The sequence below is a fragment of the Vibrio cincinnatiensis DSM 19608 genome (assembly GCF_900167345.1).
In the GTDB taxonomy this organism is placed as follows: Bacteria; Pseudomonadota; Gammaproteobacteria; order Enterobacterales; family Vibrionaceae; genus Vibrio; species Vibrio cincinnatiensis.
Window position 1 is genome coordinate 144,019 of sequence record NZ_FUXB01000008.1, and the last position, 24,412, is coordinate 168,430.

Annotated in this window: 18 protein-coding genes; 9 read left to right on the top strand and 9 right to left on the bottom strand. The window is 46.0% G+C overall.

The features are described from left to right. Positions 1-22: 22 nt before the first annotated feature. The 4 genes from B5D54_RS09295 to B5D54_RS09310 are packed head-to-tail and all read left to right on the top strand — an operon-like array spanning position 23 to position 4,743. On the top strand, positions 23-322 hold the full coding sequence (locus B5D54_RS09295; RefSeq protein ID WP_078926264.1) for an acyl carrier protein: 300 nt from the start codon (positions 23-25) through the stop codon (positions 320-322). After that, positions 319-3,243: a condensation domain-containing protein gene (locus tag B5D54_RS09300; protein ID WP_078926265.1), complete on the top strand. Its 2,925-nt coding sequence runs from the start codon at positions 319-321 to the stop codon at positions 3,241-3,243. The genes B5D54_RS09295 and B5D54_RS09300 overlap by 4 nt, the downstream gene beginning before the upstream one ends. Continuing rightward, positions 3,240-4,046, top strand: a complete 807-nt coding sequence (locus B5D54_RS09305; protein ID WP_078926266.1) for an ABC transporter ATP-binding protein — start codon at positions 3,240-3,242, stop codon at positions 4,044-4,046. The genes B5D54_RS09300 and B5D54_RS09305 overlap by 4 nt, the downstream gene beginning before the upstream one ends. Further along, on the top strand, positions 4,039-4,743 hold the full coding sequence (locus B5D54_RS09310; protein ID WP_078926267.1) for a 4'-phosphopantetheinyl transferase family protein: 705 nt from the start codon (positions 4,039-4,041) through the stop codon (positions 4,741-4,743). Before B5D54_RS09305 ends, B5D54_RS09310 begins: the two co-directional genes overlap by 8 nt. Before the next feature lie 2 nt (positions 4,744-4,745). On the opposite strand, the gene B5D54_RS09315 is transcribed toward B5D54_RS09310, so the two are convergent. From B5D54_RS09315 to B5D54_RS09340, 6 genes are all read right to left on the bottom strand, one after another. Then, complete coding sequence (locus B5D54_RS09315; RefSeq protein WP_078926268.1) at positions 4,746-7,055, bottom strand: penicillin acylase family protein; 2,310 nt, start codon at positions 7,053-7,055, stop codon at positions 4,746-4,748. 54 nt (positions 7,056-7,109) lie between these two features. After that, positions 7,110-8,000: an isochorismatase gene (locus B5D54_RS09320; protein ID WP_078926269.1), complete on the bottom strand. Its 891-nt coding sequence runs from the start codon at positions 7,998-8,000 to the stop codon at positions 7,110-7,112. A gap of 210 nt (positions 8,001-8,210) precedes the next feature. Next, the gene (locus B5D54_RS09325) at positions 8,211-8,765 is read right to left on the bottom strand and encodes a GNAT family N-acetyltransferase (protein ID WP_078926270.1); all 555 of its coding nucleotides are present in this window, start codon (positions 8,763-8,765) and stop codon (positions 8,211-8,213) included. A 50-nt stretch (positions 8,766-8,815) separates the two neighbouring features. Continuing rightward, positions 8,816-9,589, bottom strand: coding sequence for a peptidoglycan binding protein CsiV (locus tag B5D54_RS09330; RefSeq protein WP_078926271.1), 774 nt, complete (start codon positions 9,587-9,589; stop codon positions 8,816-8,818). Positions 9,590-9,651: 62 nt separating this feature from the next. After that, a complete protein-coding gene (mfd, locus tag B5D54_RS09335; RefSeq protein WP_422398708.1) occupies positions 9,652-13,110 on the bottom strand; it encodes a transcription-repair coupling factor in 3,459 nt (1,152 codons plus the stop codon). Between the two features lie 18 nt (positions 13,111-13,128). Continuing rightward, positions 13,129-13,698, bottom strand: a complete 570-nt coding sequence (locus B5D54_RS09340) for a PilZ domain-containing protein (RefSeq protein ID WP_078926273.1) — start codon at positions 13,696-13,698, stop codon at positions 13,129-13,131. A gap of 173 nt (positions 13,699-13,871) precedes the next feature. On the opposite strand from B5D54_RS09340, the gene lolC reads away from it, so the two are divergent. Genes lolC through lolE form a run of 3 tightly spaced genes read left to right on the top strand, consistent with a single transcriptional unit; the run spans position 13,872 to position 16,997 of the window. Next, a complete protein-coding gene (lolC, locus tag B5D54_RS09345; protein WP_078926274.1) occupies positions 13,872-15,080 on the top strand; it encodes a lipoprotein-releasing ABC transporter permease subunit LolC in 1,209 nt (402 codons plus the stop codon). Then, positions 15,073-15,759: a lipoprotein-releasing ABC transporter ATP-binding protein LolD gene (gene lolD, locus B5D54_RS09350; RefSeq protein WP_078926275.1), complete on the top strand. Its 687-nt coding sequence runs from the start codon at positions 15,073-15,075 to the stop codon at positions 15,757-15,759. Before lolC ends, lolD begins: the two co-directional genes overlap by 8 nt. After that, entirely contained in the window at positions 15,759-16,997 is a 1,239-nt protein-coding gene (gene lolE / locus B5D54_RS09355) for a lipoprotein-releasing ABC transporter permease subunit LolE (RefSeq protein ID WP_078926276.1), read from the top strand. Before lolD ends, lolE begins: the two co-directional genes overlap by 1 nt. A 76-nt stretch (positions 16,998-17,073) precedes the next feature. Here lolE and B5D54_RS09360 read toward each other — a convergent pair whose 3' ends face one another. The 3 genes from B5D54_RS09360 to B5D54_RS09370 all read right to left on the bottom strand — a co-directional run bounded on the left by B5D54_RS09360 (position 17,074) and on the right by B5D54_RS09370 (position 20,378). Further along, positions 17,074-18,996, bottom strand: coding sequence for a monovalent cation:proton antiporter-2 (CPA2) family protein (locus tag B5D54_RS09360; RefSeq protein WP_078926277.1), 1,923 nt, complete (start codon positions 18,994-18,996; stop codon positions 17,074-17,076). Beyond that, a complete protein-coding gene (locus B5D54_RS09365) occupies positions 18,993-19,613 on the bottom strand; it encodes an NAD(P)H-dependent oxidoreductase (RefSeq protein ID WP_078926308.1) in 621 nt (206 codons plus the stop codon). Before B5D54_RS09365 ends, B5D54_RS09360 begins: the two co-directional genes overlap by 4 nt. Positions 19,614-19,862: 249 nt before the next feature. Further along, positions 19,863-20,378 (bottom strand): DUF2062 domain-containing protein, encoded by a 516-nt coding sequence (locus B5D54_RS09370; RefSeq protein WP_078926278.1) that lies wholly within the window; start codon positions 20,376-20,378, stop codon positions 19,863-19,865. A 122-nt stretch (positions 20,379-20,500) separates the two neighbouring features. On the opposite strand from B5D54_RS09370, the gene B5D54_RS09375 reads away from it, so the two are divergent. Continuing rightward, positions 20,501-22,630, top strand: coding sequence for a DNA internalization-related competence protein ComEC/Rec2 (locus B5D54_RS09375; protein WP_238843306.1), 2,130 nt, complete (start codon positions 20,501-20,503; stop codon positions 22,628-22,630). Positions 22,631-22,662: 32 nt separating this feature from the next. Beyond that, positions 22,663-24,411 (top strand): lipid A ABC transporter ATP-binding protein/permease MsbA, encoded by a 1,749-nt coding sequence (gene msbA, locus B5D54_RS09380; protein ID WP_078926280.1) that lies wholly within the window; start codon positions 22,663-22,665, stop codon positions 24,409-24,411. Position 24,412 lies beyond the last annotated feature (1 nt).

Here is a 24,412-nt window from a genome sequence, read left to right on the forward strand (position 1 = left end):
CTAAAATCCATGGAGTGCTCTAATGGTTGATGCAAAACAATTGGTAATCAGCGAAGTGACTCAAGCGCTGAAGCTGTCGTCTCATTCTCTTTCTTTTGATACGAACCTTTATCAACTCGGTCTTCACTCTTTGCTTATCTTACGTCTTAGTGAATGTTTCAGCGCACAGTGTGGGGTCTACATTGGGTATCTACCCTTGGCATCTCAGCCAACGTTAAATTGCTGGATTGCATTGGTTGACAGTGCTTTGCAGTCTTCTTCTCTTATTAACCCGCCTGAACCGTTTTGTGTTCAAGGCTCAACCATAAGGAATGATTCATGAGCGAAGCAAACTTTGTCACTGAGCGGTATGACGTTGAAACAGAGGCATCGGTACACCTGATTAGCGATTTTGAGCAACAGGTATGGCTACATCATCAGCAGTGTGATGATTGCTCGCACCAGCGGTTGAGCGCTTTTCGTTTTAGTTGCGATATCAATCTCTCTCTGCTGCTAGAGTCATTAGAGCGGGTTATTCAATCATTGCCTATGCTCGATAGCCGCTACCAGCTCACGGAAGATTTTGAACTGATTAAGCAAAAGACATCTAAGAGGCAGAGAGTCGAATTGATACCATTCGGTGGTCGGGATGAAGCGATTCAGTACCTGCTGAATTGGCAACATGAGCGCATCAACTTATCTTCACAAGCACCCATGGAATTTCGCTTATTATTGGACGAGGAGCCAATACTGGCGATACGTCACCATCGCATTTTAGATCAAAGTTTGAATTGGCAGACGGTGTTTCGTTTACTGAGCCGTTTTTATCATGGTGAACACAACGTTCAGGCATGGACGCAGCCCAACGAAGTGGTGTGGCCACTCGCGCATCCGCTCTATTCATGCCAAGAGCCACTCAAAACCGCCTATCAATGGCTTGCCACCCGTGAGGGAGTGAGTCGCCATATCGAATTACTGGGTAGTGAACGGCTGAAAACCATTCAGCGTCATGCAGAGACAGTGCGAACCTCTTTGCCTGTAAAAGCCTTCGAACAACTGACAAAACATCAAAGTAGACAGGCCAGCCTTGAACATGGCGTGATGTTGCGTGGGGCCATCACCGCGTTTGCCCAGTTCATTGCTCAACTGAGCGGAGAGACGGTGCAAACGATTTTTGCTCCTAAGAAGGTAATGCAACGTCATCATGAATTGAACGGCCGCGTTGTGCAAAGTGGCTTACAGTGTTTTACTCTTAATACTCACCATCAATGCCGTCGTGAACTGCTGGATGAAGTCGAGAAGCAGTGGCAAATGGCGGAGCCTAGAACATTATCGCTCCCTCATGCTGAAGCGTTGAGTAGCTTGGTCACTTGGAGTATCGATCCTGCGATACATTTGCGTGCGGAGAAAATGCCAGCAGAAACGCTGCGTCTTGCTCCTTTGCACAGTGACTTTGACCTGATTCTGGCTCTAGGAATAAGCTGTGACAACAGCTTACTACTTGAACTGACCACGGGTGAACGTCTTTCACCGTATATTGGTAGCTGGTTGCTTGAGCAATTTATTGATTCTCTAGTGCAGGATATTCGTCCTGAATCCACCACGCCATCATTGGTACGGATGACACACCCAATAGATCGTCAAGTGAATGAGCGTGAGCACATCGCTCAGCGGATAGCTGAGGCATTTGGTCAGGCACTTAATGTGCCTGAGTTTTCTGTTCATGACAATTTTTTCGATTTTGGTGGGCATTCTCTGATTGCTACCCGTGTGATCGGCAAGCTAAAAAGCGAACATAAAATTGAAGTGCATATCAACGACCTATTCAGCCAGCCAACGGCTTGGGGCTTGGCTAATCATGCGGTTGCGCTGAGCCATTCACTCGTTCAACCGATAAAAAATGAGGGGGCTCCACCCATACGCACAAACGTACCGCTCTCTTTTGCACAGGCGTCACTGTGGAAAGCTTATGCTGCATTTGGTTACAACGAACTGTTTAATATTCCATTTGCGCTGCGTTTTTTAGATCGTGTTGATGAGGAGATATTCAGACAAGCTTTTGAAGATGTCATGCACCGTCATTCTGCACTGCGGACGCTTTTTGTGATGGAGGGGGGAACGGTAACACAGTCCGTGGTGCCAGAAAAAGAACTCAGTGGCTATCGCTGGTTTTGGCGCTCTGATGAAGCGGGTCAGGTTGATTGTCAGGCAGTACTCAATCAAGAGGCTTCGCACGTCTTTGACTTAAGTGCTGAACTGCCTGTTCGACTCCGTTTTGTACGAGAGCAAACCTCGGGTATGCAGTACTTATCTTTCTTGTTCCACCATGTCGTACTGGATGAATGGTCGGTGAACTTGCTGATGGATGATTTGCGCGAGGCGTATCAGGCTCGGGCGAAAGGTTATGTGCCGAAATGGCAGAGCCAACCATTGGCGTTCAGTGAATACGCCGCTCGGCAGCATGACAGCGGACGGGATGAATCCCACTTAGCGTATTGGTTAGCTCAGTTTGAGGGGGTTCCTCTCCATGCCCCGCTGCTGCCTGAGTTGCAAAATCAACCGAATTCTGAACCCTCGGATGCCGGTGGCTGGGTAGAATTTAAACTCAGTACAGAAGTGGTACAAGGATTGTATCAGTTGGCTCGTGAGCAAGGTGCTTCACTGTTTAATGTGGTCTATGCCGCAATTTCGCTGGCACTGAAACAGTTGGGTGCTCCAAGTAAACTGATTGTCGGGACACCAATGTCAGGACGTATTGATGCCAATTTTTTTGACACGGTAGGCTATTTTACGACCTTGGCAATGCATGTGGTGCACTTTGATCGGGCACACTCGGTGGCGGAACTGATTGCACAGGTGAAAAACACCATTAATGAATCGCTCAATTACTCCGATGTGCCTATTGATTGGGTAGAAGATGCCTTACTGGGTGAACAAAACCGTAAACAGCACCTATTTGAAGTGATGATCCAACTGCATGCGAAAAACAAGCTGCATGGAGAGCTAGTCGGAGATCAGACTATGGTTAGATTTGAGCAGGTTGACCCAGAGAAGAGTGAGTCGGCGTTGGGCTTGCAGTTTGAGGTCATGGAAGAGCGTGTCGGTGGCGAAGATCGTATCCGAGTCTTGATGAGTTATCGCAGTGATCGGTATGGGGATGCTCAAGTCAAAATGCTAACACACGCCACTCAGAGTATGTTGGAACAGTTTGCTCAGCCACAATCAGGCAATCAGAGGCTCAATCTTGAGGAGGAAAAGCAATGAGTATTGAGCAGAATGCGCGTTTACAGGGTAGCCATTTACGTCTTGGCTATGAAAATTATACGGTGTTTGATGATATTGATGTCTGTATCCCTGATCATCAATTCACCGTGATTGTCGGCCCGAATGGTTGTGGTAAGTCGACTTTACTTCGCACCTTATGTCGTTTGATTAAACCTCAAGCGGGTCAGGTTTGCCTTGATGGTCATGATATTCACCAGTTTCCTACCAAAGCGTTGGCTCGTCAGTTAGGGCTTCTCCCACAAAGTGCAATTGCACCAGATGGAATTCGTGTGCTGGATCTCGTTGCTCGTGGGCGCTATCCACATCAGCAGTTGTTTCGACAGTGGAGCTTGGAGGATGAAAGGGCGGTGTGTGATGCCATGCAGGTGACAGGGGTTGAAACGCTGGCAGAACGACAGGTGGATGAATTATCGGGTGGACAGCGTCAGCGGGTATGGATTGCAATGGTATTAGCCCAGCAAACGCCTCTGCTACTGCTCGATGAACCGACCACCTATCTTGATATCGCCCATCAGATTGAGCTGTTAGAGCTGTTTCGTGATCTCAATCGTAACAGTGGCCACACCTTGATTGCGGTGCTACACGATCTCAATCAAGCCTGTCGTTATGCGGACCACATGATTGCGATGGCACACGGAAGAATTATTGCTGAAGGTAACCCCAGTGAACTGATCAGTGCGGAATTGGTTCGGGAAGTGTTTGGCTTGGAAAGTGTGATTATTGATGATCCGGTTAGCCATACGCCGTTAGTGATTCCTTTGGGTCGAGAACGACATGAATGACATTTTTCTCCACTCGGCAATGCAGATCGAATTGGGAGGGTATACGCTGCATCTGCGCCCGTTTGATGTTGCGCGCTATTCACCTCAACAACCGCTGCCTTATTCGCTAACACAGCCAGACGACTTGCTGAGTGCGGTAACGAAACGTCAGGCGGAATTTATGGCAGGTCGAGTTGCTGCGTGTGATGCATTGCAAGCGGCGGGCGTTACGCCACAGATGTTGAGTGTGGGTAAACATCGCGCTCCACAGTGGCCAGAAGGGGTGGTGGGGTCGATTTCGCACAACGAAAACCTCGCGTTGGCGGTGGCGCAATATGTCGATAATGGGACATTACTGCTTGGAGCGGATGTGGAAAGTTGGATCGACGCCCATTCATTGTCTCTGATTCAAACAGCCATTGCAGATCCGCAGGAAGCCGCCATTTTGGATTCGCTGTCGCTCAGTACAACTCAGCGTATCACCACCCTATTTTCGGCCAAAGAAAGCCTCTTCAAAGCGCTGTATCCAAGGGTACGCCGATATCTTGATTTTCAAGACTCACGCCTGATTTTTTGGAATGAACCGGCGAGTTATTTACTGTTGCAGCTTACTCATACTGCGAAAAAATATATCGGTGATGGGCGAATTTTTCGGGTTGATTATCAATGGAACGAAGAGGCTGTGGTGACTTTAGCGCAACTCAGCCTCGCTGCTTAGCATTAAGTTAATCTTATCGATGGCGTTGCTATTTCTGGGTTATCCATTGAGCTTCTCGACAAGGTTAAAGTGTCAATGACATCAGCCATGTCTAGATCTTGTTTTGAATAGGGGATGCGATAGAGCTGTTTATTGGCAAATAAAGTTAACTGAGCGGTTCGTCCTAAGGACTCGACTCCATCACGTTGTCCATGGCTAAGTAGAGCATGAACGACAAGCTCCCCTTCTTGCCATGTGACGAGTTGAATGTAAGCGCTGCCAAAGAGAATATAAGGGAACCCTGTTTCACAAAGGGGGGCAGGCATTTCTCCATTGAGTAACCCTTCTTGATAAGATCCACCATGCATAGGAATCTGTACGCCCCCCGTCGTTTGGTATAGGACCTCTCCCCACGCTTTATCCAACTCAAAACCTAAACAATCCAGTTCACAAACGGTCTCTTCTAAGGCTTGTAAGATGATAGGGATATGCTTCGGGCTCATATCGAGTTGAGAGCCGAGTTCGGGATCGCCATTACTCGGGACTCGGAGAAGTTTTTTCTGAACGATTCGATTCCAAAATTGATGGAATAACAAAGCCCCTTTACTTTGTGAATTGTTTTTACGGTCCCAGCGACGTAATACTTGACAAGCACGTTGCACGACTTGTGATGAATGAACATTTTCTAACATCAGGAGATCATCAAGAAAGGTTTCAGCCGCATAATTACGATTGTCAAAGATCACGGGTAACACCTTTTCAGCCGTAATTTGGCCTTCTGTTAGCAGTTCTTTCATGCGCTGAGCCGACATGATTAGCCGAGGATCATAGTGCAATTTCGCGGCAATCGGTTTACCTATTTGATAATTTTCTTTGTGCTGACCAAAAACGGAAGGATAGTCCGGCTGAGTTTTTCCATACTCGGTAAATTTGTAGCTATTGTTGGTGTTATGGATGATGCCACGCGAGAGAATAGTTGGGTAAAATGATGTCGGTGCCATTAATGGGTGGCCGTTAGTATCGCGTAATGATGCACAAGAACGTGTTCCATCAAGGACGTTAAAGGCGGCAGAATCATCATCCACATGGTATTGCTCCAGCTCTTGGTCTGAGATGGGCGGTACATTACCCGCGATGACATAAGCGATATCACCCGCCTTATCAGCTACAATCAGTTGGCATAAAATGCCACGATGATGCTCAATTGCCGTAACAAATTCTCGGGTTGAAGTGGCATGGGCCGCCGCTAAAAATTGATCAAGCCCTTTGGCATTGTGCTCACCGGGGTTGGTAATGGCATACCACCCTTCTGGTCTTCCGGGACGTTGGGGAAGGAAATAGAGCGGCCCCCATTCGGATTCAAGAAATTCATAACAGCGTGGTGCAACCTGCCCCGAATCTTCAAGAACCTCGATGACAATCGACTTTAGGGAGAGCGCTTTCTCTTGATCGTCCATTCGGTAGCGCCATGAATCTTGGACTCTGTTGATCTCCATCTTTTGTAACACAAAAGGGGTCACGGTGGCGGCATCTAAAATGCTCCAAGCAACATGGCTATTGTATCCCGTCATGGGAAAAGGAAAGCCAAGAAACGAGGTTCCTGCCACATCCAACTCTCCCGGAATGGTTAAATGGTATTGATGCATATAAATGCGTTGCTGGTGTGGTGTTCGTTTCCATGCTGAATGTGGATTACCAAGTAAAATGGCGTGTTTCCCCTCGACCACATCACCACCATAAGCCCAAGCATTACTACCAAAACCCCCTTCCACTTCGATGGGCTTCGCATGAGGCGAATCATCAGCATGGTGGGGTGGGGTTTCGCGCCATTGAGTGGCAGAAGAAACGAGGTATGGGCCGATTTCGACCAGCTCTTTCATAATGCCAAAACGCATTGCAGCACGAACCACATCCTCTTCTTCAAAATACACAAGCACTTCCTCAGGGCTTATTGTTGCGCTCTCTTCTTCTGTCATCTGGCTGACATAGTGGTTAAGGCCAGCGACATACCCACGGATATATGCTCGGGTATTTTTGCTCAACTTATTCAGCTCATTCGCTACCCACGGTTTAGGCAGCCTTAGGCGGAACATTAAATCAGAGTTCAGATTGGTCGTTTTCAAAAATCCAATGGTGGAGAATTGTTCGGCTCCATAGTGCTTAGAACGCTCACCACGTAGGGTAATGGCTTGCCCTGAGACTTCACATAAACGGTCTCGGGCATGGACATAACCGTATCCAAAGCCAAGACTTTCATAATTATTAGCGGTGATGTGGGGAACTTCATTCTCTGTCCAACGGATAGTGACCTGTTTGCATGGTGAGTTGTGCATGTCGTTTTAAGCCTATGATTGGGTAGCAACGCTCTGTCGTTTAGGGATGTAGGGTTATGCCGAGGCGGATTCCATGGATTGCTGAGGAGTTTGATCATGAATAAGCTCCCACCATTCCTTCAGCGTGACCTTTTCGATTAATTGAGCAAAGGTGAGATTAACGCCGAATGGACGCCATTTTTCTAACAGGACCATGGCTCTAATGGAATCGAGCCCGAGGAAAAGGAGATTCTCGTTTACATCAACTTCATCCAGTTCAAGAGATAAGGTATTGGCGACATCTAGGCACATCTGATCCAGTGTGAGGGCGGTTTTTTTCTCTGCCAGGCGTTGCTCAACCTCTGCCAGCGTTTGTATATTAGCCGCTCGCCCAGCAAGATAGTGTAGAGTATGAATATGATCGGCTTGGCTGAAATCAGCGATAGTATCGCCAATCACAAAAGGTTTAATATCGAGCATGAACGCATCCAGTGCCGTCGATAAAATTCCGATATGGCCATAGACTCCACAGATGATCAGTTGATCTTTATTGTTTTCTTGCATGAATTGAAGCAAAGGCGTTTTTTTAAAGGCACTGTAGCGCCATTTGACGTATTCAATGTCACCGATTTCTGGTGCTAGTTCGCCAATAATCGCCGTTTCTTGCTGAAGTCCAGGCCCCCAGAAGTCGGTTAGGAGTGCGCGCTCATTCGGATCTTGCTTTGCGGGCTGCGCGGTATAAATGACCGGAATTGCTAAACGTTTAGCAACGGTTTTTAAGCGTTGAATGCGATGGATGACATCACTCATGGGAGGGTGGTGGATGTCAAAGAAGTTTACGAAATACTCTTGCATATCATGAATGAGAAGAACGGCTTTTTCTGGATCTATTTGCCACTGAGTTTTATTGAGCGGGTAGTGTTCTTTGTCTGGAAGTGTATAACTGGTAATTCGAGGAATACTCATGAATCCAAATCCTTTGATCGTTATATAAGCAGATGTCGTTAGCCTGTGATTTTGTTTCATCAAAACGTTGAGTGAGTGTTTTGATTTCAGACACAACAACATGACTCACCAAACTGACGATGTCATAGTGTTGTGTAACGATAATACAAATAAAAACCATTATCAATTATCAATTATGAATTTGAAGGGCTCTCGTATTTGGGGTATCTCTCAATATTTTTCAACATCTTCCGGTATGAGCGAAAAAATGACCCCCGCTTTCGGTTTTCCATGGAACAGATATCGATTTCTCGCTAAGTATTCTTTTTTGGCACCACAAGCGGCGGCTAAGTGTTGGCTTGGTAAGTTTTCTGGATCGCAGACGATTTCTAAGCGAGTTAACTGTAACTGGCTAAAACACCACTCTGTGATGGCATTTAGGGCTTCTAGTGCCATCCCTTGACGTTGAAAAGCATCGCCGATCCAATAACCTAGGCTTGCCATATTAAAGGTGGGATAGAATTCATTGATCGCCACCATACCTACTAATTGTTGGGTCGATTTCTGAATAATTGCAAACCCATAAGCCCGAGCTTTTACCCAATTGAGTCGGGTTGCTAAAATAAAACGATCGGCCTCTTCTTGGGTAAAGGCTGGGTGACACCAGTCGATCCATTGATGAAGTGAGGAGGAGGTACGGATTAATGTCGAGAGGGCGGGGGAATCATCCAACGTGAGTAGGCGTAAATGTAAATGTTGAGTATTAATGAGAAATTCACAGTGCATGGTCGGCCCAATCGGTGAGAGTAAAACGCCCCAGTAAGGGGCGTAAAAAACTATTGAACTCGGCGAACTTGAATAATGATTCCTAGCAGTGGGTGATCCAAATAGTGAGTTTCACTACTGCGCATTCGACGTTTCTGATCCAAACGATAAGACTTAAGGAAGGATTCGGTTTCGACCGTAGGAGAGATAGCAGTGAGGTGGCCCACTTGTACTGTTGGGTCTGAATCTTGCTCATTTTCTATATCAAGATCAAGTTTTTGATCTTTAAGGGTAATCTCACGCACACTCGGTTTTTTCAGATCGAGCATGGCTTCTGCATATAAAAAGTGTTGAACGTAAATCTGCAGTGTTCCGTCCAGCTCATACAGTGGGTGATCAATGGTTTGCTCCATCACGCCATCAATCGGGCTGTCCCCCTGTTCTGATTTTACTCGTTCACTACCATCGGGGTTGAATTGCTGTGAATAATCTTGCCCCGCTTTAATATGGAAAATAGGTGCACGAGCTTTACCTTGGTCACCTTGTCGCCATGCTGTATGCAGCATGACTTGGAAACCCGCATGATTTCTTAACCGCTGTACTTGCTCATTAAGCTTGTAATCGGAGTAAGGAAGCATCATCACGCCTTTGCTATGACGGTATTGAGTATCACTAAAGTTGCCTGCTTGGGTAACATTAATTTCAGGAAGCGAGTTAGGCCATGACTCACTGGTCTGCTCTGGGTTTACTGCTCGCTGAAAGATGATCACTTCAATATCAAATTGCCGTTGTGCCAAACTGGGCATAGCAATGAGCAAAAGCAGTAGTGGGATCAGTTTTTTCATTATGACTCCGTCATTATGTGCTTGTTAGCACGTGTTCTATTTCATCAGCAGAAATCAAGCCATTAGGCAGCGGGGAGTAGATTTTGCTGGAATTCATTGAGCATGTCTGCAATAAATTGAATTCTTTCTCTTCTATCGACCAAAGTACGGGTAAATTTAAACTTGGTCGGACCGTCCATAGCAAATATTTTTGGCTGAGCTTGCAATAGTTTAACCAAAAACATCGGATTAATGTCAGCATTTGGATAGAACTCGATATAGCCGCCTTTATCGTGTGCCTCTATTTTGCGAATTTTTAAGGTGGCTGCAGTCAGTTTGAGATCGGCAATTGTTAACAGATTTAATGCAGCATCTGGGAGTTTGCCAAATCTATCAATCAGTTCCACTTTTAGTTCTATCAATTCATCTTGATGGAGGACACTGGCAATTTGCTTATACATAGACAAGCGGGTATTAATATCGGGAATATAGTCATCCGGCAGCAGAGCGGGAATGCGCAGCTCAACGTCGGTTTGTTCACGTAACAGTTCATCCAATGATGGTTCTTTGCCGGATTTCAAGGCTTCAACCGCCTGTTCCAACATTTCCATATATAAAGTGAATCCAATCGATTGAATTTGTCCACTTTGCTCGTCACCTAATAACTCACCTGCACCACGAATTTCTAAGTCATGCGTGGCTAAGGTAAAGCCGGCTCCTAAATCTTCGAGTGACGCAATGGCTTCCAATCGTTTGATGGCGTCTTTGGTCATCGCTTTCGGATGTGGGGTCAGTAAATACGCATACGCTTGGTGATGAGAACGCCCCACCCGGCCACGTAATTGATGCAACTGAGCTAAGCCTAATGAATCAGCGCGGTTGATGATAATGGTATTCGCGGTTGGAACGTCAATACCGGTTTCAATAATGGTGGTACACACCAATACGTTATATTTTTGGTGGTAAAAATCATTCATGATGCGCTCGAGCTCTCGCTCTCGCATCTGACCATGTGCCACCGTGATTCGTGCTTCCGGAATGAGTTTTTCTAAATCGGCCGCCACTTTATCGATGGTCTCAACTTGATTATGTAAGAAGTAGACTTGACCACCCCGCATAATTTCCCGTAGTACGGACTCTCGAATAACACTCTGTTCACTTTGTCGCACAAAGGTTTTAATGGCTAAACGACGAGCGGGAGGGGTGGCAATAATGGAGAGATCTCGCATGCCACTCATTGCCATATTGAGCGTACGTGGAATGGGGGTCGCGGTCAGTGTGAGAATATCGACATCTGCTCGCATGGCTTTGACTTTCTCTTTTTGACGAACACCAAAGCGATGTTCTTCATCCACAATCAATAAACCTAAATCAGCAAATTTTAATTCACTGGAAAGCAATTTATGGGTGCCGACGACAATATCGACTTTGCCATCGGCCACATCCTGCATGATCGCTTTTTGTTCTTTAGCCGACTTAAAACGTGAGAGAACTTCAACCCGCACAGGAAGGTTTGCAAAGCGGTCTCGGAAGTTTTCAAAATGTTGCTGCGCTAACAGGGTGGTAGGGACTAACACAGCAACTTGTTTACTATTGTCGGTACAGACGAAAGCCGCTCGCATGGCCACTTCGGTTTTTCCAAATCCGACATCACCACAAACTAAGCGATCCATTGCTTTGGGTTGACACATATCCGAAAGCACGGCATTGATAGCCATGTTTTGATCGTCCGTTTCTTCAAAGGGGAAGGTCGCTTTAAATGTGGCGTATTGTTCACGATCAAGGTGAAATTGATAGCCAGGTTTTAGCTCTCGTTTAGCATACACATCCAGTAATTCTGCGGCGACATCACGGACTTTTTCTGCGGCTTTTTTTCGGGCTTTAACCCAAGCTTCTCCGCCGAGTTTATGTAATGGTGCCGATTCCTCAGCGCCCCCAGAGTAGCGACTGATTAAATTGAGTGACGAAACTGGGACATAAAGCTTAGCTTCATTTTGGTACTCTAACGTCACATATTCAGTTGCTATTCCCCCTGCTTCCAGTGTTTGTAAGCCAAGGTAGCGACCAATACCATGATCAATATGAACGACCGGTTGTCCGGGTTTGAGTTCGGCAAGGTTACGGATAACCGCATCAATATTGACGTGTTTGCGATCTTTATTACGGCGTTGAACTACTCTTGCGCCCAGTAGGTCGCTTTCGCAAATTAAGGCAACGTTTTGATCATCAAAAATAACCCCTTTTTCTGCAAACCCTTGAACTAAGGAAAATGGCTCCTGACTGTGCCAAGCTTGGGCAAAAGAGGGGGAAGGGAGTGGGCGAAGCTTAATGCGTTGCAAGAGTTCTAGTAGCGCTTCTCTTCGGCCTTCCGATTCCACCGAGAAAATAATTTTCCCAGCAAAACTTTCACTAAATTGACGCAGTGCAATCAGCGGCTCTTTGTGCTGATGCTGTACGGCCAGATTCGGTAGTGGCGAAATATGGAGATTGCTGCGTCCGGCTTTTTCATCAATCGACTCGATTGAGAGTTGTAATTGAGAAAAGCGCTTGAGCTGAGCAAACAATGCTTCTTTTTTGAGCCATAACTCTTCTGGTGGAAGAAGTGGCCGCAGAGGGTCAACATTGCGTTGATCATAACGATAAGCCACGTCTGTTAAGAATTGATCAACCGAAGCTTCAAGATGCCCTAAGGTGATGAGTTGACTGTTTTCGGGTAAATAGTCAAACAGCGTTTCCGTGTGTTCAAAAAAGAGGGGTTGCCAGTATTCGATACCCGCAGGCCAAGTGCCTTTAGAGACTTGCATATAGATAGATTCAGGTTCTCGGCGAGCTTCAAATCGTTGTCGCCAGCGAGAGCGGAAAGCTTCTATCGCATCCTCTGAGGTAGGAAACTCATGAGCGGGCAGAAGCCGGATGTTCTGAATTTCTTCAATCGAGCGCTGATTTTCAGGGTCGAAGGTGCGAATGGTATCAATTTCATTATCAAAGAAATCGATTCGATAGGGGTCATGACTGCCCATTGGGAATAGGTCGATAATCGAACCTCGACTCGCATATTCACCCGGCCCAAAAACTTGATCGACGTGTCGATAACCTGACTTTTCTAACTGGATACGTAAATGGTCTAACGAGTAGTGATCGCCTTTTGTCACCATTAAGGTGTGCTGTAATAAAAAATCACGTGGACTTTGCCGTTGCAATAAGGTACTGACAGGCACCACGGTGATCCCCCTTCCCTGTGAAGGTAACTGATACAGTCGAGCGATACGATCGGAAATAATTTCTTGATGCGGCGAAAAGTTGTCGTAAGGGAGCGTTTCCCAATCTGGAAACAGGGCGACAGGTACTTGGCTAAACTGTTCGATTTCTTGGACAAGTCTTAAAGCGGTTTGGGGATCGGGCACCGCAAGTAAGGTATGGCTTGTATGGCGATGCGCATATTCAGCAACGGTAAGCGCCAAACTGGCACCTTGTAGGTTACCTAGATATTTTTTGTCACCCGCGCCGCGAAGTACCGGGAGATCAAGTAGAGTGTTTATCATCATGAGTCGTGTGGTTCGTTATGATTGGTCTCGGTCTAAAGAGCGCTGGCGTAGCAGTTTCTGCTGGCGATAAAGGGCTGCTTTAATGAGTAAGTCTTGGTCATTATCACGCAATAGTGTGTATTTAACGGTGATGATGGCAGGGCTTTGTTCAGTGTCACAATCGATGACTTGGCCATAGCAATATATTGCTGCGGCAGGGTGCTCTAGAAATAGCTTCAATCTTAGCTGGGTGCCTAACGCTAATTGGGTACAGGATCGGTAAGTCAATTGACTGGCACCAAACGAGGTCGTGGATGTGCGCTGAGTGGGGTTATCTTGTTGAGAGAGCATAAAACTCAGGAGTAAATTCAACTTGCTATTCTGGGTTTCTAATAATTGAATAACGTGTTTAAAATCGCTGTTTCTTAGCTCTAAGCGAGCCGCATCGTTGAGCTGATCTAGTTGACTAAATTCACTGGCGACCACGAAGGGGGCAGGAATTTCTGCTTCAAACTCCATTTGAGAAGGTAAAGTAAACTCAGAGGGTAGAGGCTCGACATTGATATTGAGTGCGTGGTGTACAGTAAAAAATTCTTGGTCAGTCATAGTTGGTTCCTTCTCACCTGTGTTGATTATCGTCATTAATAGCAAGGAATCAAGCTATGTCCTTGTTATTGGTGTGAATCAAACGATGGCTAACAGAGATTTAGCAAAGAAAAACTACAACCTGAGCAGGAATATCGTTACAGTAACGACACTCTATTTATTTGGTTTTTATTATGTTTCACCCAATTTCGATATTTATCGGGTTACGTTATTTACGCGGCCGCTCTGGTGATAGGTTTAGCCGTTTCGTTTCCTATATGTCTACCGCAGGGATCACGATTGGTGTGATGGCGCTAGTGACGGTTCTTTCTGTAATGAATGGTTTTGAAGCACAATTAAAAACCCGCGTGTTAGGGGTTTTGCCTCAAGCGGTGATCGGCCAAGCCCAAGAGAGAACGCCTTGGCAGCCGCAAGCGCCTGAGTTTGTACGCCAGTTATCCCCGCAAAAAGCCCCAGAGCCCATTGTGCGTAGTGAGACGGTGATTCAAAGCGCTTCACAGCTTTCTGCTGGGTTAATGGTAGGTATTGAGCCCAGCGCTGATGATCCGATTAACCATTACCTCATTGCAGGCCGAGTGGCCGATTTACAGCAAGGGTCGTATCAAGTTTTTTTAGGCCATACACTCGCACGTAATTTAAATGTGTCGTTGGGGGATACGGTTCGATTGATGGTCACTCAAGCAAGTCAATTTACACCCTTAGGGCGAATACCGAGCCAACGTAATTTTACCGTTGCTGGGATGTTTAATACCGGTTCGGATGTGGATGGACAACTGATGATCACCCACCTTCGGGATGCGGGACGATTACTGCGTTTTGATGATTCGACCATCTCCGGTTGGCGGGTTTTTTTGCATGATCCTTTTGATGTAGCTGAATTCTCTCAGATGCCATTGCCTACAGGATGGCAGTGGCGTGATTGGCGTGAGCAGCGAGGCGAATTATTTCAAGCGGTCAGAATGGAAAAAAACATCATGGGGTTAATGCTTGGGTTGATTGTCGGTGTGGCCGCATTCAATATTATCTCAGCTCTGATAATGGTGGTGATGGAGAAACAAGCGGAAGTGGCGATTTTAAAAACGCAAGGCATGAGTGATCGACAAGTACTGATGATTTTTATGGTGCAAGGCGCCAGTAGCGGTGTTATTGGCGCGATTGTCGGTGGTGCGCTGGGCATACTCTTGGCGATCAATCTGAATACTCTGCTCGATTTCGCCGAAGTGGCTCTTTTTTCTTTGGGGGGATCGCTTCCTGTGGTGATTAATCCTTTGCAAATTCTCATTGTGGTGTTGCTAGCTATCTTATTGAGTTTTATGGCTACCTTATATCCTTCTTACCGCGCATCTGCGGTTAAACCCGCTGAGGCTTTACGTTATGAATAACCTTTTACGCTGTCACCAAATTTGTAAAACTTACCAAGAAGGGGAGTTAGCAACGCAAGTTCTCAACGGGGTTAGTTTTGACATGCAACGTGGTGAGTTGGTGTCGATCATTGGTTCCTCTGGATCGGGGAAAAGTACTTTGCTGCATATTTTAGGGGCTCTCGATGAGGCGAGCAGTGGCAAGATAGAATTCCTCGGTCATGACCTCAATGCCTTGAGTTCGAATCGACAAGCAAAAATACGTAACCAACATTTGGGATTTGTGTATCAATTCCACCACTTATTAGCCGATTTCACCGCACTAGAAAATGTGGCTATGCCTTTATTGATTGGTGGGCAGCCTGTTTCACAAGCCAAGCAGGCGGCTCAGCAGCTATTGGCTCGTGTTGGGTTGGCGCATCGGTTACAACATCGCCCATCCGAGTTGTCAGGGGGGGAGCGCCAACGAGTGGCGATTGCTCGAGCGCTGGTCAATCAACCGGATTTGGTGTTGGCCGATGAACCCACGGGAAACTTAGACAATAAAACTGCATTGTCCATCTATGATTTGATGCGTGAACTCAACCGTGAGTTTGCTACCGCTTTTCTCGTGGTGACTCATGATGGACAGTTAGCGGCCAAAATGGATCGCCAGTTACATATGCAAGATGGTCTATTGCTGACGGTTTCGGAGGCATAATGTTTTTGTCTTTATTGATTGGCGCTCGCTTTAGCCGTGCCAAGCAACGTAATAAATTAGTCTCTTTCATCTCTTTATCTTCAACCATCGGGATTGCGGTAGGAGTGGCGGTGATTATTATTGGCTTATCGGCGATGAATGGGTTTGAGAGAGAGCTGCAACAACGGGTGCTGTCTGTCATTCCTCATGGTGAGTTTGAAGGGGTTCGAGGCCCGATTAACGATTGGCCGGATATGGTGCTGCAAGCGACTCGTCATCCGCGTGTGCAAGCTGCCGCGCCGTACGTGAAGTTTACCGCTTTAGCTGAAAAAGGAACGCAACTAAAAGCGATAGAGGTTCGAGGAATTGAGCCAGAGAGAGAACGGGCCATTTCTCGTTTAGACCAATTTGTTACCGCTGATGTATGGGAACACTTTATTCCTGGTGAGCAGCAGGTCATTTTAGGGCAAGGCGTTGCTCAACAGTTACAGGCAAACATGGGGGATTGGATTACGTTAATGATTCCAACGCAACACAATAGCCAACGGGTACAAGCGCCAAAAAGAGTGCGGGTAAAAATTGCAGGCTTGCTGAGCTTGAATGGGCAAATTGACCATAACCTCGCACTTTTGCCTTTACAAGATGCTCAGTCGTACCATCAGCTTGGTAATAAAGTCACCGGGGTTGCGCTTAAAGTTTCGGATGTTTTAAATGCCAATCACATTGTCCGCGAAGTTGGGAATACGTTACATGAATATGTTTATATTCATAGTTGGCAGCAAAAATATGGCTTTTTGTATCGGGATATTCAGTTGGTTCGGACTATCATGTATTTAGTGATGGTGCTGGTTATTGGGGTAGCGAGTTTTAATATTGTGTCCACACTCATGATGGCAGTGAAAGATCGAGCGGCTGACATTGCTATTTTGCGAACGATGGGTGCCAGTGATGGCCTCATTAAGCGGATTTTTGTGTGGCAAGGTGTTTTTTCCGGTGTACTAGGTAGCCTAGCGGGGAGTTTCGCAGGGGTGGTGATTGCGCTTAATCTCCCCCGTTTGATTAAGGGGCTTGAAGCCCTTATTGGCCATTCCTTCCTTTCAGGAGACATCTATTTTGTGGACTTTCTTCCCTCACAACTGTTGATCAGTGATGTCTTCTTGGTCTCTGGAACGGCCATCGTTCTGAGCTTATTAGCCACGTGGTATCCCGCCTCTCGTGCTAGCCGTTTGCACCCTGCATCGGTGCTGAGCAGTAAATAGGCTTTGTGAATGGTTACACGGTGTGAAAGGTTACACGGTCTTGGATTCCTTCGACCGTGTAACCTAAGGTATGGGGTTACTTGGAGTCAAGGGGGGTGGTGGGCTCACTAAATGGCGGTACCCATGAATGTTCAGCATCAAAACGTCGATCCGTTCTATCAAAAGCCATTTCTTGCTTAAGCCTTTCTTCCAGTTCGATAAACAGTTTTATGTAGTTATTATCTACCCGTTCTTTACCTTGTGCTTCCGCATTCCATGCGGTGTACATGCTGTCTGAGTGAGTACTTTCCACCTTTTTATAGGTGTTTTTTTGGTGTTCTACAAAGAAAGGATGAAAACCTAAACTTATCATTGCTTGGGCTCCAATTTCTAATGCTGAGTGATAGGTTTCGGATACGGCAATATCAACTCCGGCTTGTCGCAAACGATAGCCATGTCCTCGGTCGAAAGCTCGGGCCAAGACTTTGACATGGGGGTAAGTGTCTTTAACGTATTTGACCAGTTCCACGCTGCTTTCTTGGTTATCTATAGCCACCACGAGTAGTGAGGCTTCTTCAATACCTGCGGTATGCAGTAGATCAGGACGAGTCGCATCGCCAAAATAGGCTTTGGTTTTGATTTTTCGTAAGTTTTCGACTTGAACTGCCTGATGATCAAGAACGACCGCTTTGATGCCATTCGCCACAAGGAGGCGGTTAACGATTTGTCCGAAACGACCGATGCCGGCGATAATGACCGTTCCCTGTTCATCGATGCTATCGCTCGCCTGATCATTCGTTTTTTGTTCAAAGCGGGGCAAGATGATCTTGTCGAACAGAATAAACAACCCCGGAGTGAGAAACATTGAGAGCGTGACGACTAAAGAGAGAATCTGCACGAGATCGGAAGCGAGAACATGTCGCTGTTCGGTAAAGCTGAGCAAGACAAACCCAAATTCCCCCGCTTGCGCTAAGCTGAGTGTAAATAGCCAACGGTTGCTACCTTTAATACGAAAAATAAAGGTGAGGAGATATAAAATCATCGCCTTAAGCAGCATCACGCCTAAAGTGGCTCCCACAATTAAGAAAAAATGGTTCAGCAGGACATCAAATTTAATTCCAGCTCCGACCGTGATGAAAAATAGCCCCAGTAGTAAGCCTTTAAGCGGTTCGATATTTGCCTCTAACTCATGACGAAATTCACTATTTGCCAGGACAACTCCCGCCAGAAAGGTGCCCAATGCAGGTGAGAGCCCAACAATATTCATGAGAGTTGCAATTCCCACCACTAACATCAGCGCCGTGGCTGTAAATATTTCACGTACTCCAGCACTGGCAACAAAGCGAAAGAGTGGGCGGCTTAGATAATGTCCACCGACCACAACGATGGCGATGGCCGCCGTAATGATGACGCCATATACCCAACCGGGTAAGCCTGTCATAAGTGAGAGATCTTCATGATGTTGTGCGGCGATGCTGGCGGCATTTTGTGCTTGCTCAATCAGTTCAGGTAAGGCGAGCAGAGGAATGAATGCCAGCATGGGAATGACGGCAATGTCCTGAAATAACAAAACGGAAAAAGCATTTTTCCCCCCTTCCGTACGATTGAGATGCTTTTCATTGAATGTCTGTAACACAATGGCGGTGGAAGAGAGAGAAAAAATCAAACCAATGGTGAGTGCAATCGACCATGGAACCTCAAAGACTAAGCACGCAGCCATGGTACCTAATGTCGTGATGCTGACTTGTAGCCCGCCTAATCCGAGTAAGCGGTGGCGCATTGACCACAGCATTTTGGGTTCGAGCTCTAGCCCAACGAGAAACAGCATCATCACCACACCAAATTCAGCAAAATGTTGAATGGTTGAGGTCTCTTCTCCCACTAAACCCACAATGGGCCCAATCACAACCCCTGCTATCAAGTAGCCGAGAACAGAGCCTAGCCCGAAGCGTTTGGCAAGGGGGACTGCGATAACGGCGGCAACTAAGTAAATAAAGGCCTGAATAAAATAATTGGTCATGCTGAGTGTCTTCGTTCCTGAGAAAGAAAATAGTGGTTTAGATCCGGTAATGTATGTGCCTTTTTAACGTCAATTTGGTTTTTTCTTAGTGCTTGTAACAGATTTAAGTAGCGCTTGAGATGCTCATCGAGCCGTTCATCCTCACTGACGTTTTGAGCATCGAAGAGGACAAATGGGGGGAGGTAGCACATCCCCGTCATCCCAGCCATTTGTTCAATGGGACGAAGTAACTCTCGAATGGTGTAATGATTGGCTTTGCCATGCTGATAGTTCTCGGCCTTTCCTCCAGCAGAAGTCATACATAACAATATTTTCCCATGCAGTGCTTGTCCGTTCTCGCCATAGGCAAAGCCATACTCTAAAACGCTATCTTGCCATTCTTTCAGTATGGATGGGGTGGAGTACCAATACATCGGAAATTGAAAAATAATAACGTCATGATCAAGTAGGCGCTGCTGTTCTTTCTCTGCATCGATATGAAAGGTTGGGTATTCCGCATAAAGATCGATCAAAGTAATGTTATCAAGGTATCGGGCGGCTTTAAACAACCGGTGATTGGCTTTGCTTTTATGCGGACAAGGGTGTGCGTAAAGCAGTAGGATTTTTTGGCTGAGCATAATTTTTTGAAGGTTGTTCTGCTTGCTGGAATAGTTATCCAAAATGAACGGCCATTCAAATAATTATTGGAGTAAAAACTCGATTTGACACCATTTTTACAACCGTTCGGTAAGTACACCGTGAGCGGTGAGGTTTTTTCACCTTTTTTGCGTACAACATTTTACAAGCGAAAGCGTTGTTCACTCGCAAATCGGTTGATATGCCTGCATCAAGGTGATTTTAGCTCTATTGAGATGTCATTCTATTGATTACAGTTTTCTGGTTCGGCGTTTTTGCCAGCTTCGGACCACTGAATAACGCCATAACCAGCGAATGCCAAAATATCCCCAAAGAGCGGCAATGGTGCCACAAATCATACTGCCTAATAAGAAGGGCGGCCCAATGGTATGCATTTGATGGTAAAGAAATTCCCAACTGAGTTCGAAATGAAAATCCTGCGGAGGGACTTTCATGGCCCAAGCTCCAACTTTATAAGAGAAATAGAAAATAAAAGGCATAGTAATAGGGTTGGTAATCCACACTAAAGCCACCGACAGTGGTAGGTTGACTCCACACAAGATGGCAATTCCAGCAGACATAATCATTTGGCTGGGAAGCGGGACGAACGCCATAAATAACCCAACAGCAAAAGCCCCTGCTGCTGAGCGGCGGTTTAGACACCATAAATTCGGGTTATACAGGACCGTGCCAAAAACTTTCAATGCCTTTTGACGTTTAATTACCGAATGATCAGGCATAAAACGCTTAATAAATTTTCTTGGCATAGGGAACTATGACTCTCTTATCGAATTACTGGACACTGGCTTCGTTCTCATTAACAGCGCTCTCTTCCCCATATTGGCCTTGGATGCCTCATTGGTTTGTGGCATTCACCATACTGGTTGCTATGAGTATGATGTTATTCATGAACCGTTGCAGGGGATGCATCGGGGTCGCTCTGGCTTTGGTGGTAATAATAACACAAGGAAACTTGGTGAGAGCACAGTCCAATATAATCTTACAATTTGAGGGCGATATTACCATAAAAGGAGAGGTTAACAGCTTTTTTAACGCAACTTCACACGGTTTTGTTGGTTCGGCGGTTATTCGTTCAATTAATCATCAGCCTTTACCCTTTTTTCTAACACCTAAGATACATTTAACGACGCCTATCGCATTACAGCTGGGGGATCAATTTGAGTTTATTGCGCAAGTGAAACCCATTTATGGACGGTTAAATGAAGTTGGGTTTGATCAGGAGTCTTTTTACTTTAGCCAGCGTTGGGTTGCCCGTGCGAATGTTAAAAAAAATTCAACCTATCAAATTATTCCCAATAGCCATTTACGTTCGAAGCTCTATTCCCATATTAAACAGCTCACAGAGTTGAGCCCAGTACAAGGTATGATACTTGCCCTGACTTTTGGTGAGCGCAGTTTGATTACCGCTGAGCAGTGGTTAGGGCTGCGTAATAGCGGCCTGATTCATTTAACGGCAATCTCGGGGTTACATATTGGGATGGCGTTTGGGGTGGGGTATGTGTTTGGGTTGTTATTAATTCGAATACTTACGGGGCGGCTGTGGCTGCCTTTTGTACTCGGAGGGGGGCTGGCATTGGCTTATGCTTGGCTTGCTGGGTTTACGTTGCCCACTCAACGTGCATTAATTATGTGTTGGTTAAACATAGTGCTGCTATTACTCAATGTTCGAGTCACCGCAATACAGCGAATATTACTGACCTTGTCTGCCGTGGCACTGTGGGATCCATTTACGGCTCTTTCGGCGAGTTTTTGGTTATCTTTTCTCGCAGTGGGTTTGGTGATTTATCAAATATCGACCATCAACCCACAATTCGTTTGGTGGAAAAAACTCCTTTTGGGGCAGTTTCGTTTGTCAATATTAATGGTTCCAATGAGCGCTTATTTCTTTGCTGGCGTTAGCTTATCTTCGGTTCTCTATAACATATTATTCATTCCGTGGTTCAGTTTTGTGGTGATTCCACTGCTATTTATGGCCTTAATTTGCTACCTATTATTTCAGTATGAATCCTCTTGGTGGTGGGAATGGCTAGAGAGCGCTTTATGGCCGTTCAATGTGTCATTGGGTTTATCGTCGCCGAGTTGGATTGATGCTAGCTTATCCTCTCAATATTTTTTGCTGATGATACTGACGCTATGGTTTCTTAGGCCAATGTTATCGAAGAGCGCTGGGATTGCGATAACGATGATTGTGGCAATGGGATGGGTCAGCTTTCCTGATAAACAAGGCTGGCGAGTAGATGTGTTGGATGTTGGACATGGTTTGGCTGTACTCATTGAACGAAACGGTGCTTTTGTTTTGTATGACACAGGCAGTGGCTGGGAAGGTGGTAGCTATGCTCAATCATTGATAGCCCCTCTGCTTATTCATCGAGGATATAGCCATCTTGATGGTGTGATCATTAGCCACTTTGATAATGATCATTCAGGGGGCTTGTATGACATTCAGCGGTTACTTTCTCCGACTTGGATTCGCGCTAGTCAGCATAAGCCTAGTATTCAACCTTGCAAACAAGGTGAGCAGTGGCAGTGGCAAGGGTTAACTTTTACTGCGCTCTGGCCTCCGCAGCTCGTTTCTCGGGCAGAAAATCCGCATTCTTGTGTGGTACGTATTGAAGACCCTGAATACGGCCATTCTTTATTGTTGACTGGCGATGTAACCGCGGTGGGCGAGTGGTTATTGAGTCGAGAGGCTGAGATATTAGAAAGTGATGTTCTGCTCGTGCCACATCATGGTAGTCAAACCTCATCAACCCTTGCTTTCATCAAGACAGTGAATCCACAGATTGCATTAGCTTCTTTAGCAAAGGGGCATCGCTGGCGTTTACCTCATCCGGATGTGTTGTCTCGTTATCAAGATTTAGGGATCAACTGGTTAGATACTGGGGATATGGGGCAAATTTCTTTACTCTATCGAAAAGAAGATCGCCAGTTACAGACGCTTCGTCAGAGAGGAATTCGGCCGTGGTATAGGCAGATGCTACGTAACGAGGTAGAATAAGAACAATATTGTCATATTTATTAAGCATCTCTATGTCTCTCAATTCTGACGAAACAACTTGGCAAACCTTTAAGCGCCTTTGGACTTACATCCGTCTTTATAAAGCGGGATTAGTTTTAGCAGTGATAGCGCTGGTGATTAATGCCTTGTCTGATACCTATATGATTTCTTTGCTCAAACCTTTGCTTGATGAAGGGTTTGGCGGGACAGATTCTCGCTTCTTACAAGTGCTGCCTTTTATTATTTTAGGCTTAATGTTTATTCGCGGTTGCAGTAGTTTTATCTCCGCTTACTGTTTGAGTTGGGTTTCAGGCAACGTTGTGATGCAGATGCGGCGACGTATTTTTCATCAATTTATGCATATGCCCGTCAGCTTTTTTGATCGAGAATCCACAGGGGGGCTACTCTCTCGAATTACGTACGATTCAGAGCAGGTAGCCGGGGCGACTAGCCGAGCATTGGTGAGTATTGTTCGTGAAGGGGCAAGCATCGTTGGTTTATTAACCTTAATGTTTTGGAATAGTTGGCAGTTGTCGTTGGTGTTGATCGTAGTGGCTCCTGTTGTGGCATTAGGTATTCGTGTTGTCTCTAAGCGATTTCGTAAAATATCCAAAAATATGCAAACAACAATGGGGCATGTTGCGTCTTCTGCTGAGCAGATGCTTAAGGGCCATAAGGTGGTGTTGAGCTATGGTGGGCAAGAGGTTGAACGTAAACGGTTTGACAGTGTGAGTAACCGTATGCGCCAACAGACCATGAAGCTGGTTTCAGCCCAAGCTGTCGCGGATCCTATCATTCAGATGATTGCCTCATTAGCACTTGTGACGGTGCTTTTTTTAGCCAGTGTGGATTCTATTCGCGCTGACTTAACTCCCGGAACCTTTACGGTGGTCTTTTCGGCAATGTTTGGCTTAATGCGCCCACTGAAAGCATTAACGAATGTGACCTCTGATTTTCAGCGTGGTATGGCGGCAACACAAACGTTGTTTGCGTTGATGGATCTGGAAACAGAACGTGATCACGGTAAATTTGAAACGGATAAAGTCCGTGGTGATATTGCGGTGAAAGATGTCACTTTCACTTATCAAGGTAAAGAGAAACCCGCGCTATCTCATATCAGTTTTACTATTCCACAGGGAAAAACGGTTGCTTTAGTTGGACGTTCTGGATCGGGGAAATCGACCATTGCTAACTTGTTTACCCGTTTTTACGATGTCGATTCAGGCTCTATTTGCCTTGATGATCATGATATTCGTGATTATACCTTAGCCAATTTACGTCAACATTTTGCTCTTGTTTCCCAGAACGTACACCTCTTCAATGACACGATAGCCAATAATATTGCTTATGCAGCCGAAGGTCAGTACACCAGAGAGCAAATAGAAGAGGCCGCTCGTCTTGCCCATGCGATGGATTTTATCCAACACATGCCAGATGGGCTTGATACCATGATAGGTGAAAATGGAGCCAACCTTTCGGGGGGGCAGCGTCAGCGAGTGGCGATTGCTCGGGCATTACTGAGAGACGCGCCCGTGCTGATTTTAGATGAAGCGACATCAGCGCTGGATACGGAATCAGAGCGTGCGATTCAAGCCGCTTTAGATGAGTTACAGAAAGATAAAACGGTATTGGTCATTGCTCACCGTCTTTCGACGATAGAGCAAGCGGATGAAATCTTGGTCGTTGATGATGGTGAGATCATTGAGCGCGGTAAACATGCAGAGTTGATCGCTCAGAATGGTGCGTATGCTCAACTTCATCGCATTCAATTTGGTGACTAAT